Here is a 25349-nt window from a genome sequence, read left to right on the forward strand (position 1 = left end):
GCCAGCGGCTCAGCGAGCAGCTCCACAAGACGGCTCGGCGAGGCAGCTCAGCGGCGCTGCTCGGCAGTGTCGCGGGTTGCCCGAGGGTCGCGCGGGCGGTCAGGGGCTTGCGCGTTGGGCGTGGCCCGAGGGCCGCGCGGGCGGTGAGGGCGCTCGCGCATTGCGGGAGCGGCATCCGATGGACCTGAATCATGACACCGACCGCCGACGTTCGTCGGATCCTCAGCGCAAGCCGGCGAGACCCCTTCACAAACGCTGCAGAACGGCGAGCACAACGCCGCAGAAACGGAAGACGGGCGACTGCCCCCACGGCGTCGCCCGTCTCTCCTCTTCTCTATCGGCTACCGCTTCAGGTTCGTCAGCTCCTGAAGCACTTCATCGCTCGTGGTGATGATGCGGGCGTTCGCCTGGAAACCCCGCTGCGCGACGATGAGGTTCGTGAACTCCTGCGAGAGGTCGACGTTCGACATCTCGAGCACGCCGCTCACGAGGCCGCCCATGCCGTCGGTGCCGGCCGTGCCGACGGTCACGGCGCCAGAGTTGACGGTCGGGCGGTATTGCGAGGAGCCGGCCTTCTCGAGTCCGCCCGGGTTCACGAACGAGGCGAGGGCGACGCGCGCGAGCACCTGGGTTTCGCCGTTGCTGAAGGTGCCCACGAGGCTGCCGTCGTCGGATAGGGCGTAGGACTCGAGAGTTCCCGCGGGGTGGCCGTTCGCCGTGATCGCGGTCGTGGAGAGCTCCGCGTACCCGGTGATCTTGGAGAGGTCGACCTCGATCGGTCCGGCGGTGAAGGCTCCGCCGCCCGTGAGCACTCCGTCGTTGAAGGTCAGTGTCGTCGCGGTGGTCGTGCCGCCGTCGGTCGAAACGCCCCAGCCGCCAGCCGTGCGCGTGAACGTGAGGGTGAGGGTGTCGGACGTGCCCTCGTTGTCATACACCGTGACGTCGCGAACGAGCGAGTCGCCCACCGGAGTCTCGGATGGCAGGTTCCCCGTGACGGATGCCGAGTTCGAGGCGGTCGCGGGGGAGACCGCGCCGACGGGCAGAGTGATGTTGCCCGTCGCGCTGCCCGGCGTGATGACGCCGCTCTGCGCCGTCCAGCCCTGCACGAACGCACCGTCGGCAGTGACCATGCGGCCCTGAGGATCGAACGAGAAGCCGCCGTTGCGGGTGTAGAGGGTCGAGCCGCCGTTGCGGACGATGAAGAACCCGTCGCCGTCGATCATGAGGTCGGTGGGCACGCCCGTCGACTGCGCGGCGCCCTGCGCGAAGTTCGTCGAGATGCCGGCGACCTGCACGCCGAGGCCGACCTGGGCGGGGTTCGACCCGCCGACGTCCTGCTGCGGAAGCCGCGAGTTCTTGACGAGCTGCGAGAGCGTGTCCTGGAACTGCACCGACGAGGCCTTGAAGGCGGTGGTGTTGACGTTGGCTATGTTGTTGCCGGTCACGTCGAGCATCGTCTGGTGTGAGCGAAGCCCTGAGATGCCGGAGTACAGCGAGCGGAGCATTGTGCTGCCTTTCTGTGGATCAGGATGCGGTCGAAATGCCCGAGACGGCGTCGAGCGGGACGGTGGTGTCGCCGATGGTGACCTGGGGCACCGAACCGGCGAAGGAGACGGAGGTCACGAGGCCCGACTGCTCGACACCGTCGGCGTCGAGATAGGTGGCCTGCTGGCCCACGAGCGCCGCGGCGGTCTGCCGCATGCTCAGGGCGAAGTTCTCGGTCGACGTCGTCGACATGGCGGTGAGCTGCTCCATCATGGCGAGCTGCGTCGTCTGCGAGATCATCTCGTTCGTGTTCATGGGGGAGCTCGGGTCCTGGTTCTTCAGCTGCGCCACGAGCAGCTTCATAAACACCTCGGAGTCGAGCGTCTGCTTGCGTTCGGGCACGGGCGTCTGCAGCGAGGCGGCGGAGCCGGTCGCCTGTACGGCGTCGACGGGTGGCATGTCTGGTCCTTCCGGTCAGGCGAAGAGGTCGATGGAGGTGGATGACGGATGCCGCCCGGCAGCGCCCGGCGCGTGCGCGGCCGTCTCGGCCGCAGCCTGCAGCGGGCCGCGCCGCGTATCGCCCGGGCTGGCCGGGCCCTGCTGTGCGGAGCCGTGTCCTTGCCCGTGCCCGGACTGGCCGTGCTGCCCGGACTGCCCGTGCTGCCCCGCGGACGCGGAGCTCTGCTGGCCGGCCCACGCCTGCTGGCCGACGCCGCTCTGCGGGCTCTGCTGCCCCGCCGAGGCGTCGCCGGTTCCGAGGGCGAGCGAGGCGCCGGGCGCGGCGACAGCGAGATCACGGCGCAGGTCGACGAGGATGTGCCGCAGCGCATCCCGCCCGGCGTCCGACGGGGAGAACAGCTCGAGATGGATCGCGCCGCCCGCGATGTGCGCGCGCACCGTCACGGGGCCGAGGTTCTCGGGCGACACGGTGAGCGTCACCTGGTGGTCGCCGTCGCCCGACTGCGCGAGCGCGACAATCGGCTGCGCGAGCTGTGGGGCGAGCTGTGGTGGGGCGGCAGGTCGAGGGGCGGAGGCCGCTGCGGCCGGCGCCGCGGCGGGCACCGTGCCCTGCGCGCCCTGCACCGCGGCGGGAGCACTCGCTCCCGCAGCCTCGCTTCCGCCTTCACTTGCCGCAAGTGGCTGCGTGCGCGCCGATTCCGAGCCATTTGCGGCAACCGAAGCGTCGGAGGGAGCGGAGGACACAGCGCTCGGCGGCTCGGGGGCGCCGGTGCTCGCCGGTGCCGGTGGCGTTGCGGCGGCCGGAGTGCGGGCGGTGGCGCTAGCGGGCGCGGCCGCGGAGGGCTGGGCGCCGGCCGTCGAGGACGTCGCCGCCGCGGGAGACGACGTGGCGGAGGGGGCGTTCGGGGCCGTCACCGGATCCTCGGCTGGCGCCGCACTCGGTTCAGCGACCGCAGCGAATGCGACGGGGCTGGGGGCTGCGGCGACAGCGGTCTCGGACACCTGGATCACGTCGAGCGTCGGAGCCGAGCCTGCGGCATCGACAGTGCCGGCGACGACGGACTCACCTGTTACGTCAGCATCCGCAGTTGCGGAATCGCCCGTGCTGAGATCGTCGTTGCGGGAAGCTTCCTCTGAGGGCGGCCCATCGGTCGTCGCCGTCGGGGGAAGCTGGCCGATGACGAGCCCGGGAGCGCCGGAGGCCGGCTGGGAAGACGGCGCCGTGTCCGGAACGCCGGCGTCGCCCGTGTCGACGGATAGAGCCGGGTCCGTAGCGGTCTGGTGTTCCGCGGGCTTCGCCTCTTCGGTGGCCGCTCCGTCGGCGGCCGCCCGCGGAGCCGCCGGAGTTGCCGGAGTCGCCGCGGTGAGCGCCGAGTTCAGCGCCTCGTCGAATGCCGAGGCGGAGCCCGCACTCACGGTGCTCGCGCCGGTTGCGCCGGAGGTGGGGCGGCCGGCGGGAGCGGCGGGGGTCAACGTGCCGATGAGGGTCATGAGCCCACCGCCTGCGAGAAGCCGCTCCGCATGAGCGCGAGCAGCTGCGACGGCGACGCGCCCGCCGTCGTGCCCGCGCCGCCGAGGCCGAGCGTGCTGAGGAGGGAACCGTCGACGCCCGCCGTGCCCGCCACCGACGCGGAGGCGCTTGCCGCGCTCGCGCTCGGCACGACGCGTCGGATCGTGGAGATGTCCGAGGGCTTCAGGTAGTTGTCAACGAGCTGCACGTTCTTGCCCGGGCGGGGAGCGTGGATGATCTTGCCGTCACCGGCGTAAATCACGATGTGGCCCTCGCCCTTGACGACGAGCAGGTCGCCGGGCTGCGCCTGGTCGAGGGACGGAACCTCGACGCCGATGTCGGCCTGGTCCTGCACGACGCGGGGAGCGTCGATGCCGAGGTCGGCGAGCACGCGCTGCACGAGACCGGAGCAGTCCATGCCGTTCGCGTCCTCCCCGCCGAAGACGTAGGGCACGCCGAGGTACTTCTTCGCGCCCTCCACGATGTCGTTCCCGGTCACGGCGCCCGACTGGCCGGTGGCGCCGAGCGCCGCGTCGAGGGCGTTCGCGAACGAGGCCGACGTCGCGGCCGACGTGCCGGAGGTCGCGGCATCCGTCGCCTGAATTCCCGTGGTGAGCTGCTGCAGCTGGGCTTCGATGTCGGTGATGCGCTGAAGCGCGACGGCCATGGTCATGACTCGGTCTCCGTCCATCTCGAGGTGGCGATCTCGTCGATCGCGGCCTGCTCGTCGGCGAGCTCGCGCTTCTGCTCGCGCTCGTCGTGGGCGGCCTCGAGCTTCTCGAGGCCGAGGGCGTTGCGCTTGGCGGCGCTGTGCGCGGCGCGCGCCTCGTCGAGGCGGCGGCGCTGCTCGGCCTGCAGGTTCGTGAGCTCGGCGAGCTGGCTGCGCGCGGCGACGCGGGACGCGGCGATCGCGGCGAGGGTGCGCACGTCGACGGCGTCGGTTCCCGTGGCGGCGAGGGCGGCGCGGGCCTGCCGGTCGCGCGCGGCCATCTGCCGCGCCTCGATGTTGGCGCGGGCGAGGTTCTCGGCGGCCTGGCGCTCCTGGATGCTGCGCAGCCGCAGCAGCCCGGCGAGGGAGAAGGCGCGGCTCATGCGGCACCCCCGAACGCGGACACGAGGTTCTCGAGCTGCAGCCACGCGCCGGCGGCATCCGAGCGCTCGTCCATCGCCTGGGTGAGGAAGGCGGCGATCTGCCGCTCGTTCGCGACAGCGGCATCCACCTGGGGGTTCGCGCCGGGCTGGTAAGCGCCCACGTCGATGAGGTCCTTCGCCTGGCGCTTCGCCGCGAGAACCGTGCGCAGGGCTGTCGCGAGGCGGCGCTGCTCGGACGTCGTCACCTTGCCGGCGACGCGGGAGACGGAGCCGAGCACGTCGATCGCGGGGAAGTGGCCCGTGACGGCGAGGGAGCGGTCGAGCACGACGTGGCCGTCGAGGATGGAGCGGGCGGCATCGGCGATGGGCTCGTTGTGGTCGTCGCCGTCGACGAGCACGGTGTACAGGCCCGTGATGGAGCCCGCGTGCTCCGTTCCCGCGCGCTCGAGCAGCCGCGCGAGAACCGAGAAGGTCGACGGCGGATAGCCGCGCGTCGCCGGCGGCTCGCCCGCGGAGAGGCCGATCTCGCGCTGCGCCATCGCGACGCGGGTGAGGGAGTCCATCATGAGCATCGCGTGGGCGCCCTCGTCGCGGAAGTCCTCGGCGATGCGCGTGGCGACGAAGGCGGCGCGCAGCCGCGCCATCGCCGGCTCGTCGGAGGTCGAGACGATGACGACGGAGCGCGCGAGGCCGTCGGGACCGAGGTCGTCTTCGATGAACTCGCGCACCTCGCGGCCGCGCTCGCCGACGAGCGCGATGACCGAGACCTCGGCGGAGGTGCCGCGCGCGATCATCGACATGAGCGAGGACTTGCCGACGCCGGACCCGGCGAACAGGCCGAGGCGCTGGCCGAGGCCGGCGGTGACGAGGGTGTCGAGGGCGCGCACGCCGAGCGAGAGCGGCGCGGTGATGCGGCTGCGGCCCATGACGGACGGCGTATCGTGGTCGAGCGTCACGCGTGGGGCGCCGACGAGCGGGCCTTTGCCGTCGATGGGGCGGCCGAGCCCGTCGAGAACGCGGCCGAGCAGCGCGCGCCCCGTGGGAACGAGCAGGGGTCGGCCGTCGGAGCGCGCCTCGGCGCCGACCGTGAGGCCGGTGACGGGGGCGAGCGGCATGCACGTGAGCCGCTCGCGCGTGGTCGCGACGACTTCGGCGGGCACGCCGTCGCCGATCGTGACGAGGTCGCCGACGGCGCCGTTCAGGCCGCGCAGCTCGACGCCGAGTCCGAGCACCTTCGACACCTGGCCGACCCGTTCGGGGCGGGCAGCGGCGAGGGCGGCGGGCCAGGCGGTCGTCATGCCGGCTCCTCGGCTTGTGCGGCGTCCGAGCTGGTGTCGGCGCTGGCGAGGGCGGCGCGGGCGCGCTCGAACGCGGCGCCGAGTCGCGCGTCGACGAAGCCGTCGTCGAGCACGGTGAGGGCGTCGCCGGCGGAGAGTGTCGGGTCGATCGTGAGAGTGACGGATGCCGGCACGGCCTCGTGCCGGCCCAGGGCCTCCGCGTCGACCGCGCTCAGCCGCACCTCGTGCACGTCGGCGGGTTCGACCGTGAGCAGGGCGCGGTGCAGGGCGTTGCGGGCGGAGTCCTCCGCATCGGACAGCTCGCGAGCGACGACCGCGGTCGCGAGCTCGACGGCGAGATTCTCGAGCCGCTGCTGCGCGACGGCGGCGAGCTGCTCCGCGCGCCGGCCGAGCGCCGCGGCGGCGGCATCCAGAACCCCGATGGCCTCGTCGATCTGGCGGCGCCCGTCGGCCAGCAGCTCCCGCAGCTCGACCTCGATCGCATCGCGCTGAGCGGCGGCAGCGCGGGCGGCGACGCGCATGCCCTCGGCGTGGCCCGCGGCGAAGCCGCGACTGCGGGCGCGCTCGAGCTCCTGCTGGGCGCCGCGGCCCGCGATCGCGGGGAAGACGGCCGGGGCGAAGGCGACGGGGTGCTCAGTAGACATACTCCTCCTCGTCGCCGCGCTGCACCGTGATCTCGCCGTCGGCCTCGAGCTGGCGGATGCCGCGCACGATCTCGCTGCGCGCCTCCTCCACCTGCGACACCCGCACGGGACCGAGGTTCTGCGTCTCGTCGTCGAGCAGCTCGCGGTTGCGCTCGGAGAGGTTCTGCCGGATGACCTCGATGACGGGCTCCGCGGCGCCCTTCATGGCGGTCGCGAGAACGGTCGCGTCGATGCCGCGCAGCACCAGTTGCGCATCGCGGGACTCGAGGCGCACGAGGTCGGCGAACGTGAGCATGCGCGAGCGGATGTCTTCGGCGAGCTCGGCGTCGCGGGACTCGAGGCTGTCGAGCAGCGCCTTCTCGATGGCGGCATCCGATCGGTTGATGATCTCGACGAGGGGCTGCACGCCGCCCACGACCTCGGGGGTGTCGCGCGCGGCGAAGACGCCGCCGGAGCGGGACTTGAGCGTCTCGGCGACGATCGACACGGCCTCTTGCGTGGCGGTGCCCATCGTGGCGATGCACTGGGCGACGTCGGTGCGCCGCGGGTCGGGCAGGCTCGCGATGACGGTGGAGGCCTGCGCGGGCGCGAGGTGCGCGAGAACGAGGGCGACGGTCTGCGGCATCTCGCCGTCGAGCAGGGAGGTGAGCTGGCCCGCATCGGCGGCGCTCAGGAACTCGAACGACTTGCCTGCGAGGCTCGAGTTGACGCGCGTCATGACCCCGGCGGCGCGCTCGGCGCCGAACGACGCCTCAAGCAGCCCCGTCGCGACCTCGCGGCCGCCGCGGCCCTGGAAGCTGCGCTGGGTGGCGAGGGAGTGGAACTCGGTGAGGGCGCCCTCCGCGGTCTCACCGTCGACGCGGCGGATGCGCACGATCTCGGCCGCGATCTCCTCCGCCTCGGTGTCGGTGAACTGCTTGAGCACTTCGGCGGCGCGCTCACGGCTCATGCTCATGAGCACGACGGCGGCCTTCTGCACGCCCGTGAGCTCGGTCATGCGTCCTGCCTGTCATCCATGAGGCTGCGCAGCAGCTCGGCCGTCTTGCTCGGGTCGCGGCCGGCCATCGCGTCGATCTCCATGCGGCGGCGCTCGACCGACAGCAGTTCGGGCTCCGGCTCGGGGTCGGGCTCGGGCGCCGCGATCGGCAGCTTCTCGGTCGGGCCCTCGACGAGGGCGTCGAACTCGCCGGCGTCCTCGAGCTGCGTGAGCTCGATCGACTCGCGCTTCTGCCGCTTGTTCTTGCGGGCGTACAGCACGAGTCCCGCGATGAAGGGGATGAGCACGGCGAGCGCGATGATGACGGTGCGGATGATCGCGTTCATCCGGTCCGCCGCCGCCGCGTCCTTCGCGGCCTGCAGCGCGTCCTGCGCGGCGGTAGCGTCGGCGCTGCTGAAGTTCACGAGCGCGACGGTGACGTCGTCGCCGCGGGCGGTGTCGATGCCGGCGGCCGTGTTCACGAGGCCGCGGATCTGGGCGAGGTCGATGTTCTTCGCGGCACCTGCGTCCACCGCGACCGACACGGTCTGCCGGTCGATCGAGCCGGCCGGCATCGTCGTCTTCTCGGTCGACTTGTTGATCGCGTTGTTCTTCGTCGTCTCCGTCGAGGTGTAGTTTCCGGAGCCGCTGCCGTCGGGCACGGCGATGTTGTCGGGACCGAGCACGCCGGCTCCGCCGCCTCCACCGCCCGTGTACGTCTCGCTCTTCGACTGCTCGTCGGTGGACGGGTCGCCCTCCGGTGCCGTATAGGTCTCGTCGAGGCGCTCGCTCGAGGCGAGGCTCATCTGCGCCGCGACGGTGACGGTCGCGTTGCCCTTGCCGACGATCGTGTCGAGCATCTGCTGGATGTTCGCGCTCACGCGTGACTCGTAGTCGCTCGACTGCTGGTCGACGCCGCCGGTCGCGCCCACACCGACGGCCGAGAGCACGGCGCCGGACTGGTCGATGACGGCGACGTTCTCGGGCTTCATGTCCGTGATCGCGGCGGAGGTCAGGTGCACGATCGCCTCCACCTGCCCGTTGGACAGCGTCGTTCCCTTGTCGGTCTCGACGAAGACGGATGCCGTCGGGTCGGCCTTTTCCGCGACGAAGACGCTCTCCTCGGGGATCGCAAGCTGAACGGATGCCGCCGTGACGCCGTCGATCGCAGCGATCGTGTCGGCGAGCTCGCCCTCGATCGCGCGCTTGTACGTCACCGACTGCTGGAACTCCGAGGTCGTCACGCCCATGTCGTCGAGCAGGGTGTACCCGCCCGAGCTCGAGGACGGCAGTCCGGCCGAGGCCGCGGCGAGGCGCTGGTCGTACACGTCCTCTTGCGGCACGAGCACCGTGGCGCCGCCGTCGGTGAGCTGGTACGGCACGCCGTTCGACTTCAGCTGCTCGACGACGCTGTTCGCGTCGCTCGCGCTCAGCCCCGTGAACAGCGGCGAGTACGAGGGCTTCGACAGCCACGTGGTGAGCGCGACGATGCCGAGAACGAGCACGGCGACGCCGATGATCGCGATCGTGCGCTGCGCGACCGAGAAGCCCTTGACCGTCTGGCCGAAGCGCTGGAAGACGTTCGTGACCGCGCGGGGCATCAGGCCTGCATCCTCATGATCTCGTTGAACGCCTCGACGCCCTTGTTGCGCACGGCGGCGACGAGCTCAAGCGTCACGGCGGCGCGCGTTGACGCGATCGTGGCAGCGTGGATGTCGTTGAGATCGCCCGTGACCGCGGCGACGGCGAGCTCGTTCGACGTGGACTGCAGCTGCTGCAGCTCGTCGATCGCGTCCGTGAACGAGGTGGCGAAGCCGCTGCCGTCGGTCGATGCGGTGTCGATCGTGGGCGGGCTGAACGAGCTCGCGGCCGAGACCGCGTCGATGGGGGAGAGGGGCATCAGCTGCGTCCGATCTGCAGGGCGGCTTCGTAGCTCGTCTTCGCCCGGTCCACGACAGCCGCGTTGGCCTGGTAGCCGCGCTGCGCGAGGATGAGCTGGCTCATCTGGTCGCCGAGGTCGATGTCGGGGTAGCGCACGTAGCCTTCCGCGTCGGCGAGCGGGTGGTCGGGCTCGTAGACGAGCTTCCCCTCGGCGTCGCCGAGCGCGGTGCCGGCGACGTAGACGCCCGAGGTGCCCTCGCCGGCTTCGACCATGACGTAGCGCTCCTGGAACGCGGCGCCGTTCGTCGGCTGCGCCGTGTTGATGTTGGCGATGTTGTCGCTCAGGGCGTCGAGCCACTTGCGGTGCACGGTGAGCCCGGTGCCCGCGATTCCGATCGCGTCGAAGGTCATCAGTTGCTCCTCAGCGCCGTGCGGATCGAGCTGAACTGCCCGTTCATCGCCTGCGTGGCGAACTGGTAGCGCAGCACGGTGTCGATGTTCGAGAGGGTCTCGGTGTCGAGGTTCACGTTGTTGCCGTCGAGGCGCGTGGGCTCGAGCGATTCGCCGGTCGTCGCCGTCACGCGGCCATTGCCTTCGGCGACGGATGCCGCTAGGGCGTCCTCGAACTGCACGCGCTTCGCGTGATAGTTCGGCGTGTTGACGTTGGCGATGTTGTCGGCGATCGCGCGCTGGCGCTGCGAGAGGCCGTCAAGCGCGCTCGTCAGCGCGGCAGCGGTCACGGAATCGAACACGGGCACCTTTTCGTGATGCGAACGGGTGGCCGATCCGTGGCCGAGCGGGTGAGCGATCCGTGCTCCCTTGGCTCTATCGACCGGATGCCGCGAAGCGTTAGGTGCTTGATCTCCTGGAGGAGACTGTCGCTGGGCGAGCGCTACCCGTCGACGTCGAGATAGATCGCCGCGTCCGTGCGCACGGGCGGCACCCGCTTGAGGGCGTGCAGGTGCAGCTGCACTTGCGACATCTCCTGCTCGATGCGCGCGATGGCCTCGCGTTGGCGGGCGACGATGAGCCGTGCGCGATCGGCGAGGGATGCCGGCAGGGGAGCGCCCGGCGGCATCCATGTTCTCTCATCCGCCGTCTGCGAGGCGAGGTCGTCTTCGAAGCGGTCGAGCAGCTCCTGCCAATCCGCGATCGCGTCAGGCATGAGCGCTCACCGCCGCGCCGGCGAGTGAAGCCGCAGCCGCGTGCCAGGCCTCGCGCAGGGGGGCGATGAGCTCGCGGCACTCGGCGCTCAGGGCGGGGTCGCGGCGCACGTTGGCGCTGATGAGGGTCTGCGTGAGGTAGGTGTAGACGGCGCGCAGGTTCGCGCTGCCCTCCCAGGCGTCGGTGAGCGAGGAGGTGAGCTCGGCGACGATCGCCTGCGCGTGCTGCAGGTTCTCGTTCGCGACGGCCCAGTTCTGCGCCTGCTGCGCGGCCTCGGCGCGCTCGACGTCGAGCAGCAGCCGGTCGTAGAGCATCGTGAGCAGACGCTCGGGCGTCGCCGACATGACGGCGTCGGACTGGTACTGGCGCTGGGCGCGGAGGGCTGATGCGTTCATGATCCGGAACCTGTCTTCATGCTCGGGAGTGATGACAACTGGGAAGTGAGATAGGAGCTCTGCGACTGCATCTTGTTGAGCATGACCTCGAGCTGCGCGTAGGTGCGCTCGAGAGTGGCACGACGCTGCCCGAGCCGGGTGTCCCAGCTGTCGATCTGGTCGTTCATGCTGCTGACCAGGTCTTCCTGGCCGGTGATGCGCTTGGTGAGCAGTCCGTCGTACTTGTCGGAGTACTGCTCGGTCGTGTCCTGCACACGCGCGGCGACGCCCGTGAAGATCGCGGAGACTGCGTCGGGGTCGTCGGCGAGGGCCTTGGTGAACTTCGCCTCGTCGAAGCTCAGCACGCCGTAGCGGTCGATCGAGATGCCGATGCTCGACGGCGAGACGCCGTCCACGGGATACTGCACGGCGTTCGAGAGCGCCTGCTTGAGCGAGCGCACGGTGCTGTCGCCCGTGTACACGCCGAGAGTCGTGGTGTCCCCGGCATCGGTCGCGACGGTCGCCTTCGAACCGCTCGTGATGTTCGCGAGGATCGCGGCGATCTTGTCGACGAACGACTTCGCGGTCGCGGCGCTCGTCTTCGAGTCCGCGGCGACCGTGATTGTGACGGGGTCGGTCGAAGCCTTCGACACGGTGACGTCGACACCGGTCATGAGTCCCGTGAATGTGTTGCTCGACGACGTGACCGTCTGCTCGGCGGCCGTGCCGGCCCACAGCGTGACCTGCGCGTCGACGGCCGGCGTGACAACGGCGGCGCCCGTCTCGGTCGCAAGGTTGCTGGCCGTTCCGGCGGTCACGGATGCCGCGTCGCCGCGATATGCGGTGAAGGCGTGCTTCTCGCCGGTCTCCGAGCTCACGAGCTGCAGCCGGTAGAGCGTGTTGCCGTCGGCATCCGTTCCCGAGGGAACGCTTGACGCCTTCACGCCGACGCCCGCCGCGTTGATCGCGGTGACGAGGTCGGAGGCCGAACCCGACGCCGCGGTGATCTCGGTCTGCTTGCCCTCGGCATTCACGAGAGTGATGACCGGCGGGTCGTCGGGCCAGGTCGAGAATTTGCTTGTGACGAGCGCTTGCGCGGTCGCGAGGCGGTTGACGACGACATCGGTGGTGACAGCGGATGCCGACCCCGAGGCCGTGAGGGTGACGGCGTCGCTCGAACTCGAGCCCTTGAAAGCGAGGAGCGCGGTGGGGGAGGTGGAGTCCTTCGCCAGTTTGGCGAGCTCCTGAAGCTTGGTGTTGAGGCCCTGCAGGTTGGAGATGATCGAGTTGGTGTCTTTGATCTTGTTCTGCAGCAGGGTCTTCGGAATGGCCTCGACGTTCATGAGGGCGTCGATGATCGCAGTGGTGTCGAGTCCGCTCGCGAGTCCGTCGAACGAGAGTCCCATTGCGATGCCTTTCTTTGGAGGGAGTGCGATAGGGCGCCCGGGCTCGGAAGGACGGTCCAGGTCTTTCCGTGCCGCGGGCGCCCGGCTTATCGGCTACTAGCGGAGCAGCTGCAGCACGCCCTGGTTGCCCTGGTTGGCCTGGGCGAGCATGGCGGTACCGGCCTGCGAGAGGATGTTCGCAGCGGTGTACTTGACCATCTCCGATGCCATGTCGGTGTCGCGGATGCGGCTCTCAGCAGCGGCAAGGTTCTCCGAGGAGACGTTGAGGCTGTTGATCGTCGACTCGAACCGGTTCTGGATCGCACCGAGGTCGGCGCGGGCCGAGGAGATCGCCGTGATCTGGTCGGTGATCGTGGTGATCGCAGCGGCGGCGCCTGCAGCGGTGCTGAAGTCAAGAACCCCTGTAGTGCCAGCGGTGCCGGCCGCAATACCAGCGCCCGGTGCCGAAGCTCCATCCGCGCCGCTCAATACCTCTGCGCCGTTGATGGCGTTAACAACGAGATCACCTGCGTCGTTGACGGTCGCGGTCATCGCGGAGCTAAATGCACCGCTTCCGTTGAGCGCGTCTGCAACGTCCTGAACAGCGTTGTAGGCAGTGGCTGCGTCAAGCTCCACCGAGACAACACTTGTGCTCCCGTCCGCGGCCTTGAGCGTGAACTCCTGCGTTCCGCCAACTGCGGTCGCATCGGCGATTACGAACGACATGTTGGCGCTGCCGACGGCGAGTGCGTCGGCGAGACCCGAAACGTTCGCTGAGATGTTAACGCCGATTCGGCTCGCCGCGTCACCGTCCGCGCCAACCTGGAAGCTCAGGTTTGCGGTTCCGTCGAGGAGCTTGATGCCGTTGAAGTTGGTCGAATCGCCGATTCGGCCAAGCTCTTCGGCGAGCTGAGAAGCTTCCTTGGTGATCGCCTCGCGCGACTTGTCGTTGTTCGAGTCGTTTCCGGCCTGAACAGCGAGGTCACGCATGCGCTGGAGAATCGAGTGGACCTCGGTCAATGCACCTTCCGCGGTCTGGATGACCGAGATGCCGTCCTGGGCGTTGCGGGCTGCAACGTTCAGGCCGTTCACCTGCGAGCGCAGGCCCTCGGAGATCGCGAGACCGGCAGCGTCATCCGCTGCACGGTTGATGCGCAGACCGCTCGACAGCTTCTCAAGCGACTTCGACAGATCGTTCTGCGTGCTGGAGAGGTTGCGGTAGGCGTTGAGCGCCGACACATTGGTGTTGATTTGCATACCCATGATTGGTTCCTCCGTGAGTGGGTGATGGTGCTGAGCCCATCCGTGGGCTCCTGAAGTCACCTATCGGCGAGAAGGGGAAGAAAGTTAGGCAGCAACGCAATTGATCGAAGGAGGTGCCACTAATAAGGAGCAGTGAGGCCTTCGAACATCGGGAAATGCTTGATATTGCGAGTCAGCAAGGTTCCACCAGTCACGCGAGTAGTTGCAGCGATAATCAAGTCAGGTGAGTCGATTCCCTGATTCCCGGGGAGCCACTTTCGACCGAGTTCACCGGCAACTTCAGAAATCTCCTTATCCACGGGAATCCATGTCATTACCCCGAGAAGCAAGCGGGTCCGGTGTTCTTCGTGCGAGCGCATGCCGGCCAAGATTTCGACTCGCGTTACTTCGCTCGCATACAGCGTTCCTTGGGAAAACGCCGTGCTCAGCACGTCCTGGGCTTGAGCGTTCGATCGAAGGACGTCGATCAGTACGGACGTGTCGACGACAGTCATCATCGTTCTGATGCCTCGCGCAAGCGCGAGCCCGAACGGAGTCGTTCGACGTATTCCTCGCCGTCGAAATCGCGATCGCTCCAAGCGCCAAAAGCTTCGGAGATCGCTCGGAGACCCGCTTCGGTGTCCCGCCGCGACCCGTAGGCGAGGGTGACAGCATCACGGATAAGGGCCGAAAGTGACCGGCCCGTGCGCGCAGCCTCGGCGTCAAGCAATCGGCGTTCCTCCTCCGAGAGGGAAATCTGCGTGCGTTGCATGATGTAATCTTACATCACTTGCGTGATTCGCTTCCAGGACGATTGCGACGCACACCCTTCGCGTCTTCCGGCAACGGGAGGCCGCGAGTCGCCTCGGATTCGGCTTGCGCGAGTTCTACCGCCTGCCGCGCACGCGCATCGAGCTGGTCATCATCCGCTGAGGAACCTCGCTTGCCGTTCATGCAGCCGTTCTACACCGCTGCACCGACAATGGCGAGGGGCGCCTCAGACCGCGGGGACCTGCTGTCGGAACGCGTTCGCGATGCGCAGGTTGCCGTGCTCGGCGACGCGCGCGAAGTAGGCGGCCCGGGACGCGGCCGAGACGCGCGAGGTCATCACGGCATCCGGAGCCGGCTTCTCGGCGAAGTACGTCGTGAGGGCGTCGTGCAGCAGCCGCACGGCCTCGGAACGCTGCTGCGACACGGCCGAGTGCGTGATGCCGAGCTCGGCGGCGATCTCCTTGACGGGGCGATCGTCGAAGTACACCTGGCGCACGATCGTGCGCATGCGCTCGGGCAGCGCCTCGATCGCGGACTCGAGGATCTCGAGGCGCTCGGTCACGAGAACGGCCTCGTCGGGAAGCGGGATGTCGGCCGCGAGCTTCTCGGCCGACGGGTCGTCGAGCGTCGTCACGGTGCGCGCGGCGTCGGCGAGGGCCTCGGCGACGGTGTCGCGGTCGACGCTCATCGTCGTGGCGATCTCGTCGATCGTTGGCGTGCGCCCGAGGGCGGCGGTGAGGCTCTCCTGAACCGCGGAGGTCTCTTTGATGCGCTTGCGGGTGCCGCGGGACGCCCAGTCCATCGAGCGCATGTCGTCGGCGAAGGCGCCGAGGATGCGGCGGCGGGCGAACGCGCCGAACGGCACGCCGAGCTCGGGTTTGAACGCGTCGGCGGCGGTGACGAGGGCGACGGCTCCGACGGAGGCGAGGTCCTCGCGAGAGAGGTGGGTGGCACGTGACCACACATCGGCCACGAGGTATCCGACAAGCGGGAGGTTGTCTTCGATGAGACGATTCCGGTCTGCTCGCTGCATGGCAGGCTTCCCTGACGCTTTCATTCGTGCCATCCATGGCATGTCGTGTTTTCGCCTAGGGAGGCGCACGGCTCGCTGGGGTTCACAGCTCGCCGTGTGGCGGCATCCGCTCTGTCACTCCTCGCACTCGCACGTCGGGTCGTGGCCGCCGGCGTTGAGACGGGGATGCCGGCAAACGCTGTTCCCTGCAAACACGCATGAAACGCGAACGAGGGTCACAGCGTAGTGTGAGGTGATCCACAGTGGATGACCGAGACCTACGCTTCCATATCGCGGCCGAAACGACGAACGTTTCCGCGCCCCCAAAACGGGGACTTGGCTCAGCTGTCCCCTAACCACAGTCGGGGAGAATGTCGATGGGGAGCGCTCCCCATCCCGATCTGTAACGCGGCGCCGCGACCGGCCGATAGATGTTCGTGAGACGCAAGAACGATCGGGAATGACAGGGATTGAGGTGAGGCTCGTGGCTGCCAACGAACTTTCGACGCTGCTGTGGAGGGAGCGCGAGCTTCTCGAGATGCTGCTGTTCAAACTCGAGGAGGAGCAGCTCCTGCTCACGGCGGGCAAGTCGCGCTGGATTCAGTTCGCGACCCGTGAGGTGGAGCAAGTGCTCGATCGGCTGCGCACGACGGGCCTCGGCCGCGCCGTGGAGGTCGCCGCGGTGGCGGATGAGTGGGGTGCGCCGGAAGACGCGACCCTTCGGGAGCTCATCGGCCACGCGCCGGCCGGTCCGTGGGGCGACATCTTCACCGAGCACCTGCGGGTCATGACGAAGCTGACGGAGGAGATCGCGCAGCTGCGGAACGCGAACGAGCAGTACTTGCGCGCCGCCATGCGCGCGACGCAGGAGACGATTGCGGGGCTCAACGTCGAGACGGGCGTCTACACCTCGCACGGCGACACGTCGCGTGATGACTCGGCGCGGCTCATCGACACCGAACTGTAAGCAAGGGAACCCATGTCAACGTTCAGCGGTCTGAACACGGCCTACACCGCGATCGCGGCCGCGCGCATCGGCATCGACGTCACGGGGCAGAACATCGCCAACCAGGGCTCCGAGGGCTACACGCGCCAGCGGGTCACGACGAGCGCGCTCGACTCCGCCGCGATGGCGGGCAAGTTCAGCATGGGCGTGCAGCCCGGCCGGGGCGTGAGCGTCGACGGCATCGCGCGGCTCGGCAACGACCTGCTCGACGCCCGGGTGCGCGACACGCTCGCGGCATCCGGGTTCTGGGCGACGAAGGCGACGGCGTCGCTCACGGCCGAGGGCGCGATGGCGGAGCCGGGCAAGAACGGGCTCTCGAGCCAGCTCTCGCAGTTCTGGGCGGGGTGGCAGGACCTCGCCAACAACCCCGATTCGGATGCCGCTGCCGCGGTGATCCTCAACCAGGCGCAGGTTCTCGCCGCGCAGATCAGCGCGGGCTACCAGTCGGTCGCCGACCAGTGGCAGAGCACGCGCGTCGACGTGAACGGGATGACGAGCCGCGTCAACAGCGCCGCCGACCAGATCGCGGCGCTCAACGGGCAGATCCGCTCGGCGCTGAACTCCGGCCGCAGCGCGAACGAGCTCATCGACCAGCGCAACCTGCTCGCGCAGAACGTCTCGCGCCTCGCGGGGGCCACGGCGAGCCTCGAGTCCGACGGCACACTCACGGTGCGTGTGGGCGGCAACGCCCTCGTCGACGGCGTCACCGCACGGCACCTCGTCGCGAGCGGACCGCGCGACCTCGCCGAGGGCGGACGCGTCAGCCTCGCCTGGGAGTCGCGGCCCGACCTGCCGATCACCCTCGCCGGCGGAGAGCTCGGCGGCGCCCTCGCGGTGCTCGCACCCGCGAGCGAGGGCGGAACGCTCGCGCAGGTCGCGGAATCGTACAACGAGGTGGCCACCGAGCTCGCCCGGCAGGTCAACGCCGTGCACGGCGCCGGCGTCACCGCCGACAACAACCCGGGCGGCGACTTCTTCGCCCTCAGCGCCGAGGACGGCCCGGCCGCGCTCGGGCTCACGGTCATCCCGCAGAGCCGCGCCCAGCTGGCCCTCGCGCTGCCCGACGCGGGAGCGCTCGACGGCGGCAACGCCGACCTCGTCTCGCAGATCGGCCAGGCCGAGGGTTCGCCCGACGCGATCTGGGCGAGCTTCGTCACCCGCTTCGGCGTGGCGACGGCGGGCGATGCGCAGCGCGCGAACCTCGCCGAGACGGCATCCGTCACCGCCGTGACCGCCCAGCAGTCGGTCGCGTCCGTCGACGGCGACGAGGAGACCGTGAACCTGCTCACCTACCAGACCGCGTACCAGGCCGCCGCGCGTGTTCTCACGGCCGTCGACGAATCGCTCGACGTGCTCATCAACAAGACCGGCCTCGTCGGACGCTAAGCGGAAGGAGCGACATGTTCTCTCGCGTGACCTCATCGACGATGACGCAGTCGTCGCTGCGCAACCTGCAGGGCAGCCTCTCGGAGCTCGCCCGGCTGCAGCAGAAGGCGACGAGCCAGAAGGCGTTCCAAGTGCCGTCGGAGGACCCCTCGGCCGCCGCGACGACCCTCGGCCTGCACGCCGAGCAGCAGCGCAACGCGCAGTACGCGCGCAACATCGACGACGGCCTCGCGTGGGTGTCGACCGTCGACGGCGCGCTCGCGTCGAGCACGAGCCTCATGAACCGCGTGCGCACCCTCACGGTCACGGGCGCGAACGACGGCGCCCTCGACGCGACAGCGAAAGAGGCCATCGCCGTGGAGCTCGAGGGCATCCGCGACGAGCTGCTCGCCCAGGCGAACACGCGCCTGCTTGGCCGGAGCGTGTTCGCGGGGACCTCGAACGAGGGCGCGGCCTTCATGACCGATGCGGCGACGCCCGGCAGCTACACGTTCACCGGCGTGCCAGGCGCCGAGGTGACTCGCCGCGTCGCCGACAACGCGACCGTTCGCGTCGACGCCGACGGGGCCGCCGTGTTCGGCGAGGGCCCCGACTCGGCGTTCGCGCTCATCGACGGCATCGTCGCCGACCTCCGATCGGGGGTCAACATCGGGCAGCGCCTGAACGCGATCGACGACCGCATCGGCACTATGCTCGGTGCTCAGGGCGCTGTCGGCGCCCGGCAGTCGCAGATCGAGAGGGCGAAGGAGACGACGTTGGACGCATCCGTTCTGCTCGAGTCCCGCCGCACCGCCGTCGAAGACGTGGACGCCGCCGAAGTGCTCGTGCAGCTCAAGGCGCAGGAGCTCGTCTACCAGTCCGCGCTCGCCGTCACCTCGCGCGTGCTGCAGCCGACGCTCATGGACTTCCTCCGATGAGCGCTGCACTGCGCTTCGTCGCCCCGCCGCCCGGTTTCGACCCGCACATCGACTTCGAGCTGGCCACGGTCGAGGGCGCCGAGGGACTGTTCTCGCTGCGCGCCGTGCGCGACGAGGGCCTGCGCGTCTTCCTCGTCGACCCCGCCACGGTTCTGGGCGATTACGCTCCGGTCATCACCGACGAGCAGGCGGGCGAGCTCGAGCTGACGGATGCCGCTGACGCGATGCTACTCGTCGTCGCGAACCCCTCCGACGACGGTGTGAGTGTGAACCTCATGGCGCCCGTCGTCGTCAACACGACCACAGGGGCCGCGGCGCAAGTCATCCTCGAGAACCAGGACTTCCCGATCCACGCGCCTCTCGCGTAGCGCTTTGTCCACCCCTTGAGGTGCTCGGCAGACGCTTTTTACTCTCGGGTATGGCTCTCTTCGATCCGAGAAATCGTGACCTCAGTCCCCACGCGGCACGCGTGTACGCGGCATTCGGGCTCGCGCACGCCGTTGCCGACTTCGCCGCAGCGGGGCTGTTCGTCGTCGGCAGCGCCCTGTTCTTCAGCGAGCAGACGAAGATTCCCGCGACGTGGTGCTTCCTGATCGGCTCCGTGTTCTTCGTGCTGAAGCCCACGCTTCGGCTCGCGCGTGAGCTCAAGCTCGCCGCGCTCGACAAGGTCGGCACGCTCGCCTCGAACGCTCCCGAAGGACCGGCCTCGGTGCGCGTGAAGAAGCCCGATCAGGCCGACGGGTAGTCAGGCGCGCTCGCCGAAGCTCGGCGGAAGCTTGCACAAGTCGTAGTAGTAGTCCGTCAGCCCCGACTCGTCGCTCGCGTCGACGATGAGGTTCGCGCCCGCGTGCGGCAGCTCCTCGCCCGCGAGCAGCCACACGGTGTAGTGCCAGATGCCGCGCACCTTCTCGTTGAGCAGGCGCTGCCCGTCGACGATGAGCACCGTGTCGGGGTCGTCGGCGCCGTCGAGGGTGCCGGCCCGGAACGGCTCGATCGTGTCGCGACGCAGGGTGGCCTCGCCGACGGAGCCGAGCGAGAGTCGCAGCGGGTGCTGTCCGCGCTCGGCGAGGGCCCCGGCGAGATCGTCGGCGAATCGGGATGCCGCCGGGGCGCCGGCGCTCTCCACGGCGATCAGGCGGCGTCCCGACCGTGAATTGTGCAGGAACTGCTCGGCGGTCCAGGCGAGGAACTCCGCCCGGGCCCCGGTTGTCTCAGCCATGCTCCCAGGCTACGCCGGTTGGCGTCTCCCGGCGGCTCGTTTCTCGCCCAGCCGAATGTCGGCGCCGACCGTTAGCATTGACTCCGTGGTTACCGCCCTGTATCGCCGCTACCGGCCCGAGAACTTCTCCGAGATGATCGGGCAGTCTCAGGTGACCGATCCGCTCCGCACCGCGTTGCGCTCCGACCGCGTGAATCACGCGTACTTGTTCAGCGGTCCTCGCGGCTGCGGCAAGACGACGTCGGCGCGCATCCTCGCCCGCTGCCTCAACTGCGCCGAGGGCCCGACCGACACTCCGTGCGGCGTGTGCCCCAGCTGCGTCGAGCTCAGCCGAGCCGGCGGCGGCTCCCTCGACGTCGTCGAGATCGACGCGGCGAGCCACAACGGCGTCGACGACGCGCGCGACCTGCGCGAACGCGCCATCTTCGCGCCCGCTCGCGACCGCTACAAGATCTTCATCCTCGACGAGGCCCACATGGTCACGCCGCAGGGCTTCAACGCGCTGCTCAAGATCGTCGAGGAGCCGCCGCCGCACGTGAAGTTCATCTTCGCCACGACGGAGCCCGACAAGGTGATCGGCACGATTCGCTCGCGCACGCACCACTATCCGTTCCGGCTCGTGCCGCCCGCGCAGATGCTCGAGTACACGCAGAAGCTGTGCGACGAGGAGGGCGTCACCGTCGAGCCGGGCGTGCTCGCGCTCGTCGTGCGCGCCGGCGGCGGCTCGCCCCGCGACACGCTCTCGCTTCTCGATCAGCTCATGGCCGGCTCCGACGGCCGCACCGTCGGCTACGAGCGTGCCGTCGCGCTGCTCGGCTACACGCACACGGCGCTGCTGGACGAGGCCGTCGAGGCGCTCGGCCGCAACGACGCGAAAGCGGCGTTCACGGCCATCGACCATGTCATCCAGACCGGGCAGGACCCGCGCCGCTTCGTCGACGACCTGCTCGAGCGACTGCGCGACCTCATCGTCGTCGCGGCGACGCAGGGCGCGGCGGCATCCGTCCTGCGCGGCGTCCCGCAAGACGAGCTCGACCGCATGACCTCCCAGTCGGCCCTGTTCGGGCAGGCTCAGCTGTCGCGCATCGCCGACATCGCGAACACGGCGCTCACCGAGATGACGGGCGCGACCTCGCCCAAGCTGCACCTCGAGTTGATGGTGGCTAGGATGCTGGTGCCCGCCGTCGACGAGACCGAGCGCGGCGCCCTCGCGCGCGTCGAGCGGCTCGAGCGTCGAGCGGGGATGCCGGAAGCGGCTGCGACCGCGATCGACTCGTCGATCGAGCGGCAGAACGCCCCTGCGGCACCTACACCGGCTCCGAGTACGCCCGCCGCACCTCCCTCGACGTCAAGCGCTCCGGCACCGCAGGCGGCGACCCCGAGTGCTCCCACCCCGGCCGCACCGGCGGTCGATGCGCGTCCGACACCGTCCCCGACTCCGCAGCCGGCGCCGCGACCGAAGCCGACCGGACCGGTCACCCTCAAGCTCGTGCGGGACACGTGGCCCGAGATCCTCGAGAAGGTCGCCGCCGCCAAGCGCGCGTCGTGGATGCTCATCATGAACTCCGACGTGCGCGACTACGCCGATGACGTGCTCACTCTCGTGTTCCCGAGCCCGAAGGACGTCGACGCGTTCAAGAAGCTCAACGCGGGAGACGGCCCGAGCGAGCACTTGCGCAGCGCGATCCTCGAAGTGCTCGGCGTGCGCGTCAAGTACATCGCCAAGGTCGAAGGCGCCCCTTCCGGTCCGCCGCCCGCGCAGCAGCCGACGCGCACGGCTCCCGCGCCGCAGCCCGCGTCCGCGGCGCCACGGACACCGCGCTCCGAGCAGCGCGCCGCCGAACCCGTCGACGAGGGTGCGCCCTCCGACGAACCTCACCGAACGGATGCCGCGAGCCATCCGGCGCCGGCCCGCGAGGAGCCTGCGATCCCCGACGACTGGGCGCCGGCCGACGACGAACCGCCGTACGACCCCTACGACGACGCGCCGCCGCCGGCCGACCAGCCCCGTGCGGCCGAGCCGCGTGCCACCAACGGGCAGAGCCCGTCTACCGTCGGAGTACGCGTCGGCGCGGCGCCCGCGTCTTCCGGCGCAGCTCGTTCTCCGCAGTCCGCGCCTGCCCCCTCGGCGCCCGAGGCTCCGTCCGGCCCCGTGACCGGCTGGGACGTCGTGCAGATTCCGGCCGACGACCCAGAAGACCTCACGGCAGAGAACGCTGCTCCGTCCGGCGGTGCCGCCGAGGCGTGGGCAGAGCCCGACGACGAGCAGTGGGCAAGTGAGCCTCCCGCCGACGAGTACGACGACGTCCCTGCCGAGTCTGTTCCGGCAGCAGCAGTGGCGGCTGCCCCTGCGGCGCCGACTCCCGCACACACCGCCGATGCCGGTGCTCCGTCCCCGCAGGCGAGCGCCCCCGCACAGGTCGCCGCGCCGACGCCGCACGTCGCGCCCGCCGAACCGGCGCCCGAACGGCCAGAGCGCCAGCAGCGCTCCCGCTACGGCGAGGCCGTCGTCAGGGAAGTGCTTCGGGCGCGCTTCATCGAAGAGCAGCAGTACACGCCGCAGCAGAGGTTCAACTAATCCATGTATGAAGGAATCGTCCAAGAGCTGATCGACGAATTCGGTCGGCTCCCGGGCATCGGGCCGAAGTCGGCGCAGCGCATCGCGTTCCACATCGTCCAGACGGAGTCGTTCGACGTCTCGCGCCTGGCCGAACTGCTCGTCGAAGTGCGCGATAAGGTGCACTTCTGCGAGATCTGCGGGAACGTGGCGGAGCAGTCGCAGTGCGCAATCTGCCGCGACCCGCGTCGCGACCACTCGTTCATCTGCGTCGTCGAAGAGGCGAAGGACGTCGTCGCGATCGAGCGCACCCGCGAGTTCCGGGGCCTGTATCACGTGCTCGGCGGCGCGATCAGCCCCATCGACGGCATCGGTCCCGACGACTTGCGCATTCGCGAGCTCATGCAGCGCCTGGCCGACGGCACGGTCACGGAGGTCATCATCGCAACAGACCCGAACCTCGAGGGTGAGGCGACGGCGACGTACCTCAGCCGGCTGCTCAAGACGCTGGAGATCCGCGTCACCCGATTGGCATCCGGGCTTCCCGTCGGCGGTGACCTCGAGTACGCCGACGAGGTCACCCTCGGGCGCGCTTTCGAGGGCCGCACCGTCCTCGGCTGATCGCAGGCTCGCCGAAGCGAGGATCGTCCCGGAGGCGGGACGTCCTTGTCGTAGAAGTGTGCTGTTCTCGAACCGCCGCCCGCGGCACCTACTGAATACGCCAGATCCGCTGAATTAGTGCCGCGCGGGCAGGGACGCCCAATGAGCTCGAGCGCGGTCAGCGCTCGATGGGCCCGGTCAGGTTGCTCCCGTCAGAACTCCGGATTCTCCGGGTATTCGTCGGCCCACTTCTCGTCGTCCGTGGTGGTCGCGTCGACTGGCTCATCGGGGTCGGCACCGACGAGGTCAGCGATCTCGTGGTCATCTACCGGCCGGTCCCGATCGAGGGGCTCGAATCCGACCTTCGATTCCGTCCGGATTCGGTAGCTGCGTCCGAGAGGTGATGTCCAGATGACGTTGCCCATCGGGTCGCGTTCGACGGCCCATCTGGTCGCGTGCTTCAGAGTGTGATGCGCTCTGCACGTGGCCTGGCAGTTGTCGAGGTCGGTCTCACCTCCGAACTGCCAATCGACCACGTGGTCGAGGTCGCACTGCCGGGCTGATCGGTTGCAGCCCGGGAACCGGCAGGTGACGTCCCGGATCTCGATCGCCTTCCGCAGGTCCGCGGGCACCTGGTAGCGGTCGCGGCCCACCGAGAGGACCGCGCCGGTCTCGGGGTTCGTCAGCAGGCGGGTGAAGCTTGGCGCCTGTGCGGCGAGCCGGCGGGCGGTCTCGGGGTCGATCGGCCCGTATCCCTCGAGATCCGCCGGTTCGTCACTCAGTCCCATGAGTGTGAACACCGGAACCGTCACGTGCACGGTCGGGCGAATCGCCCCCATACGGCCAGCCAGCGCGGGACCTGTCGCCGCGTCATCGTCGGCCGGGTCGGTGCCGCTGACGAAGCCCGTCATCGCGGCGTCGACGAACGAGTCGACGGTCAGCTGGGCGACGGTGCGCTCGTCGCCCGCTTTCCGCAACGACTTCGCGGTGGCGTGGGACGCGTTGTAGAGGCTCTGCACGATTTCGATGCGGTCGTAGCAGGCGAGCCAGCCCATGCCGTCGTGGCCCTTCCACACTTCCAGGCGCCGCTCCTCGAGGGCGCTCGTGTGGCGCTCGGTGATCGACTCCGGCGCAAGGCCTTCCCGGATGCGGATCGCCTGCGCCTTCAGCTGGCTCGGTGTGCTCGTCTCCGCGTACTCCAACACCGCCTCCTCGAACACGGCGAGGTCGTCGCGATCCAGTCCGGTCGACTCCCGAACGATGCACTCCGCGTGCGGCAACGAGATCCGGCCGGCCTTCAGCGACCGGAGAGTGTCCGGAAAGTCGGCGACGAGCACCTCGGCCGTGTCGAGCAATGACTGCACCCTGCCCTCCGAGAGGTGCAGCGCGAGCGCGAGTTCGGAGCGGAGCGACCGGCGCACCTGCTCGACGGTTCGGCTGTCACCGCGCGTCGATTCGGTGAACACATCGGGGTCCGACAACGCGGTCTCGAGAATGTTCACCAGCTGACCGGTCATCTTCGCCTGTGCGCGGGAGATGCTCGCCTGCTGCGCGACGAGCCTGTCGACCAGGCCCGAGAGCCGGTCGGCCCGGCGGCCGGGGCCGTCGGGGTCTGGGGGTCTTCCCCGTGATTCATCTTCGAATTCCATGACGATAGTCAATCACCACCCACCGACATTTACTCGAACAAAGCTACGAACTCGACAAGGTCGCCGAATGGGCCGCCTGTGGACGAGAAGTCGACCCTTCGGGAAGTGATTCTGGGGCCCCCGGGGTCACGTGGCGGCGAATCGTGGTCTCCAGGCTGCGTTTCGGCGGATGGGGCCTGTGTGTGGAAGAAGCGGCTTGTTGGCGGTGGTCGACGAAGCGAGGTGGCACCTGCGACGGGGCGCGGTGTTCGGTGGGGCTGCTCGTTATCCTTTTGTTAGGCGAGATCGCGACGGCATGGTTCGATCACATCGCGAGTGGCGGGATCACGACGGCATGGGCCGATCACCTCGGCGAGATCACGACGGCGTGGTCGATCGCGTCGCGAGCAGCCGAGTTGCGACGGCATGGGTCGATCAGGTCGTGAGCAGCGGGACGTGATGAGACGGCAGCATGCCCAATCGGCGCCGTGGTGTTTCGACGCTCGGGTACGCGGCTGTTCGGTGCGTTCGAAAGGCGTAGTTCGCAGGCACCCGTCCGCGCCGCATGAGGCGACCGGAATCGACCCAGCCGGCATTCGCTCTCACCTCGACGCTCAGCGCAGGGACCGGGTCGCAGGTCGGCGGCAGCGGTCTCCGCCTCGACGACAGGAGATCGTTCAACGGGCCGGCGACATTAGGCGGCGGCTCGTGATTGCGCAAGCCTCTGCCGTCGGCGGCATCCG

29 protein-coding genes are annotated in these 25349 nt (G+C 69.3%); 7 read left to right on the top strand and 22 right to left on the bottom strand.

What is annotated here, in order from left to right; all coding sequences use genetic code 11:
- Nucleotides 1-341: 341 nt before the first annotated feature.
- The 20 genes from BLV49_RS10285 to BLV49_RS10375 all read right to left on the bottom strand — a co-directional run bounded on the left by BLV49_RS10285 (nt 342) and on the right by BLV49_RS10375 (nt 15314).
- A complete protein-coding gene (locus BLV49_RS10285) occupies nt 342-1505 on the bottom strand; it encodes a flagellar hook protein FlgE (RefSeq protein ID WP_091183590.1) in 1164 nt (387 codons plus the stop codon).
- Nucleotides 1506-1524: 19 nt separating this feature from the next.
- On the bottom strand, nt 1525-1944 hold the full coding sequence (locus tag BLV49_RS10290; protein WP_091183593.1) for a flagellar hook assembly protein FlgD: 420 nt from the start codon (nt 1942-1944) through the stop codon (nt 1525-1527).
- 15 nt (nt 1945-1959) lie between these two features.
- Nucleotides 1960-3435: a flagellar hook-length control protein FliK gene (locus BLV49_RS10295; protein ID WP_091183595.1), complete on the bottom strand. Its 1476-nt coding sequence runs from the start codon at nt 3433-3435 to the stop codon at nt 1960-1962.
- Nucleotides 3432-4127 carry a C40 family peptidase gene (locus tag BLV49_RS10300; protein ID WP_091183598.1) on the bottom strand — a complete coding sequence of 232 codons (696 nt, stop codon included), beginning with the start codon at nt 4125-4127 and terminating at the stop codon, nt 3432-3434. The genes BLV49_RS10295 and BLV49_RS10300 overlap by 4 nt, the downstream gene beginning before the upstream one ends.
- Nucleotides 4124-4546: a hypothetical protein gene (locus BLV49_RS10305; RefSeq protein ID WP_091183603.1), complete on the bottom strand. Its 423-nt coding sequence runs from the start codon at nt 4544-4546 to the stop codon at nt 4124-4126. Before BLV49_RS10305 ends, BLV49_RS10300 begins: the two co-directional genes overlap by 4 nt.
- Nucleotides 4543-5844 carry a FliI/YscN family ATPase gene (locus tag BLV49_RS10310; RefSeq protein WP_091183605.1) on the bottom strand — a complete coding sequence of 434 codons (1302 nt, stop codon included), beginning with the start codon at nt 5842-5844 and terminating at the stop codon, nt 4543-4545. The genes BLV49_RS10305 and BLV49_RS10310 overlap by 4 nt, the downstream gene beginning before the upstream one ends.
- Nucleotides 5841-6488 carry a FliH/SctL family protein gene (locus BLV49_RS10315; RefSeq protein ID WP_091183608.1) on the bottom strand — a complete coding sequence of 216 codons (648 nt, stop codon included), beginning with the start codon at nt 6486-6488 and terminating at the stop codon, nt 5841-5843. Before BLV49_RS10315 ends, BLV49_RS10310 begins: the two co-directional genes overlap by 4 nt.
- On the bottom strand, nt 6478-7485 hold the full coding sequence (gene fliG / locus BLV49_RS10320; RefSeq protein WP_091183610.1) for a flagellar motor switch protein FliG: 1008 nt from the start codon (nt 7483-7485) through the stop codon (nt 6478-6480). Before fliG ends, BLV49_RS10315 begins: the two co-directional genes overlap by 11 nt.
- Nucleotides 7482-9065 carry a flagellar basal-body MS-ring/collar protein FliF gene (gene fliF / locus BLV49_RS10325; RefSeq protein WP_091183611.1) on the bottom strand — a complete coding sequence of 528 codons (1584 nt, stop codon included), beginning with the start codon at nt 9063-9065 and terminating at the stop codon, nt 7482-7484. Before fliF ends, fliG begins: the two co-directional genes overlap by 4 nt.
- The gene (gene fliE / locus BLV49_RS10330) at nt 9065-9364 is read right to left on the bottom strand and encodes a flagellar hook-basal body complex protein FliE (RefSeq protein ID WP_091183613.1); all 300 of its coding nucleotides are present in this window, start codon (nt 9362-9364) and stop codon (nt 9065-9067) included. The genes fliF and fliE overlap by 1 nt, the downstream gene beginning before the upstream one ends.
- On the bottom strand, nt 9364-9756 hold the full coding sequence (locus BLV49_RS10335) for a flagellar basal body rod protein FlgC (protein ID WP_091183615.1): 393 nt from the start codon (nt 9754-9756) through the stop codon (nt 9364-9366). The genes fliE and BLV49_RS10335 overlap by 1 nt, the downstream gene beginning before the upstream one ends.
- Entirely contained in the window at nt 9756-10097 is a 342-nt protein-coding gene (locus BLV49_RS10340) for a flagellar basal body rod protein FlgB (protein WP_091187196.1), read from the bottom strand. Before BLV49_RS10340 ends, BLV49_RS10335 begins: the two co-directional genes overlap by 1 nt.
- A gap of 140 nt (nt 10098-10237) precedes the next feature.
- Nucleotides 10238-10510, bottom strand: a complete 273-nt coding sequence (locus BLV49_RS10345) for a hypothetical protein (RefSeq protein WP_091183617.1) — start codon at nt 10508-10510, stop codon at nt 10238-10240.
- Nucleotides 10503-10904, bottom strand: a complete 402-nt coding sequence (gene fliS / locus BLV49_RS10350) for a flagellar export chaperone FliS (protein WP_091183620.1) — start codon at nt 10902-10904, stop codon at nt 10503-10505. Before fliS ends, BLV49_RS10345 begins: the two co-directional genes overlap by 8 nt.
- Nucleotides 10901-12289, bottom strand: coding sequence for a flagellar filament capping protein FliD (gene fliD / locus BLV49_RS10355; protein WP_091183622.1), 1389 nt, complete (start codon nt 12287-12289; stop codon nt 10901-10903). Before fliD ends, fliS begins: the two co-directional genes overlap by 4 nt.
- A 96-nt stretch (nt 12290-12385) precedes the next feature.
- Nucleotides 12386-13591, bottom strand: coding sequence for a flagellin N-terminal helical domain-containing protein (locus BLV49_RS10360; protein ID WP_342706626.1), 1206 nt, complete (start codon nt 13589-13591; stop codon nt 12386-12388).
- Between the two features lie 59 nt (nt 13592-13650).
- On the bottom strand, nt 13651-14028 hold the full coding sequence (locus BLV49_RS10365) for a type II toxin-antitoxin system VapC family toxin (RefSeq protein WP_091183627.1): 378 nt from the start codon (nt 14026-14028) through the stop codon (nt 13651-13653).
- Nucleotides 14025-14282: a ribbon-helix-helix protein, CopG family gene (locus tag BLV49_RS10370; protein WP_091183631.1), complete on the bottom strand. Its 258-nt coding sequence runs from the start codon at nt 14280-14282 to the stop codon at nt 14025-14027. Before BLV49_RS10370 ends, BLV49_RS10365 begins: the two co-directional genes overlap by 4 nt.
- A 14-nt stretch (nt 14283-14296) precedes the next feature.
- Entirely contained in the window at nt 14297-14464 is a 168-nt protein-coding gene (locus BLV49_RS16900; protein ID WP_176980813.1) for a hypothetical protein, read from the bottom strand.
- Between the two features lie 43 nt (nt 14465-14507).
- Complete coding sequence (locus BLV49_RS10375) at nt 14508-15314, bottom strand: sigma-70 family RNA polymerase sigma factor (protein ID WP_091183634.1); 807 nt, start codon at nt 15312-15314, stop codon at nt 14508-14510.
- A gap of 463 nt (nt 15315-15777) precedes the next feature.
- On the opposite strand from BLV49_RS10375, the gene BLV49_RS10380 reads away from it, so the two are divergent.
- From BLV49_RS10380 to BLV49_RS10400, 5 genes are read left to right on the top strand one after another with little or no spacing between them, the layout of a single operon-like run.
- Nucleotides 15778-16260, top strand: a complete 483-nt coding sequence (locus tag BLV49_RS10380; RefSeq protein ID WP_091183638.1) for a flagellar protein FlgN — start codon at nt 15778-15780, stop codon at nt 16258-16260.
- Between the two features lie 12 nt (nt 16261-16272).
- Nucleotides 16273-17685, top strand: a complete 1413-nt coding sequence (gene flgK / locus BLV49_RS10385) for a flagellar hook-associated protein FlgK (protein WP_091183642.1) — start codon at nt 16273-16275, stop codon at nt 17683-17685.
- Between the two features lie 14 nt (nt 17686-17699).
- Nucleotides 17700-18602: a flagellar hook-associated protein FlgL gene (gene flgL / locus BLV49_RS10390; protein ID WP_091183645.1), complete on the top strand. Its 903-nt coding sequence runs from the start codon at nt 17700-17702 to the stop codon at nt 18600-18602.
- Nucleotides 18599-18970: a flagellar assembly protein FliW gene (locus BLV49_RS10395; RefSeq protein WP_091183647.1), complete on the top strand. Its 372-nt coding sequence runs from the start codon at nt 18599-18601 to the stop codon at nt 18968-18970. Before flgL ends, BLV49_RS10395 begins: the two co-directional genes overlap by 4 nt.
- A gap of 50 nt (nt 18971-19020) precedes the next feature.
- The gene (locus tag BLV49_RS10400) at nt 19021-19347 is read left to right on the top strand and encodes a YrhK family protein (RefSeq protein WP_091183651.1); all 327 of its coding nucleotides are present in this window, start codon (nt 19021-19023) and stop codon (nt 19345-19347) included.
- Here BLV49_RS10400 and BLV49_RS10405 read toward each other — a convergent pair whose 3' ends face one another.
- The gene (locus tag BLV49_RS10405; RefSeq protein WP_091183653.1) at nt 19348-19821 is read right to left on the bottom strand and encodes a nucleoside/nucleotide kinase family protein; all 474 of its coding nucleotides are present in this window, start codon (nt 19819-19821) and stop codon (nt 19348-19350) included.
- A gap of 85 nt (nt 19822-19906) precedes the next feature.
- Here BLV49_RS10405 and BLV49_RS10410 point away from each other — a divergent pair, with 85 nt between their 5' ends.
- Together BLV49_RS10410 and recR are read left to right on the top strand one after the other, a co-directional pair.
- The gene (locus BLV49_RS10410; RefSeq protein ID WP_176980814.1) at nt 19907-22399 is read left to right on the top strand and encodes a DNA polymerase III subunit gamma and tau; all 2493 of its coding nucleotides are present in this window, start codon (nt 19907-19909) and stop codon (nt 22397-22399) included.
- Between the two features lie 3 nt (nt 22400-22402).
- Nucleotides 22403-22999, top strand: coding sequence for a recombination mediator RecR (gene recR, locus BLV49_RS10415; RefSeq protein WP_091183659.1), 597 nt, complete (start codon nt 22403-22405; stop codon nt 22997-22999).
- A gap of 191 nt (nt 23000-23190) precedes the next feature.
- Here the strand turns inward: recR and BLV49_RS10420 are convergent, their stop codons facing one another.
- Nucleotides 23191-24627, bottom strand: coding sequence for an HNH endonuclease signature motif containing protein (locus tag BLV49_RS10420; RefSeq protein ID WP_091183662.1), 1437 nt, complete (start codon nt 24625-24627; stop codon nt 23191-23193).
- Nucleotides 24628-25349: the final 722 nt, after the last annotated feature.

Origin of the sequence: Paramicrobacterium humi, from assembly GCF_900105715.1 — a bacterium.
Lineage (GTDB): Bacteria > Actinomycetota > Actinomycetes > Actinomycetales > Microbacteriaceae > Paramicrobacterium > Paramicrobacterium humi.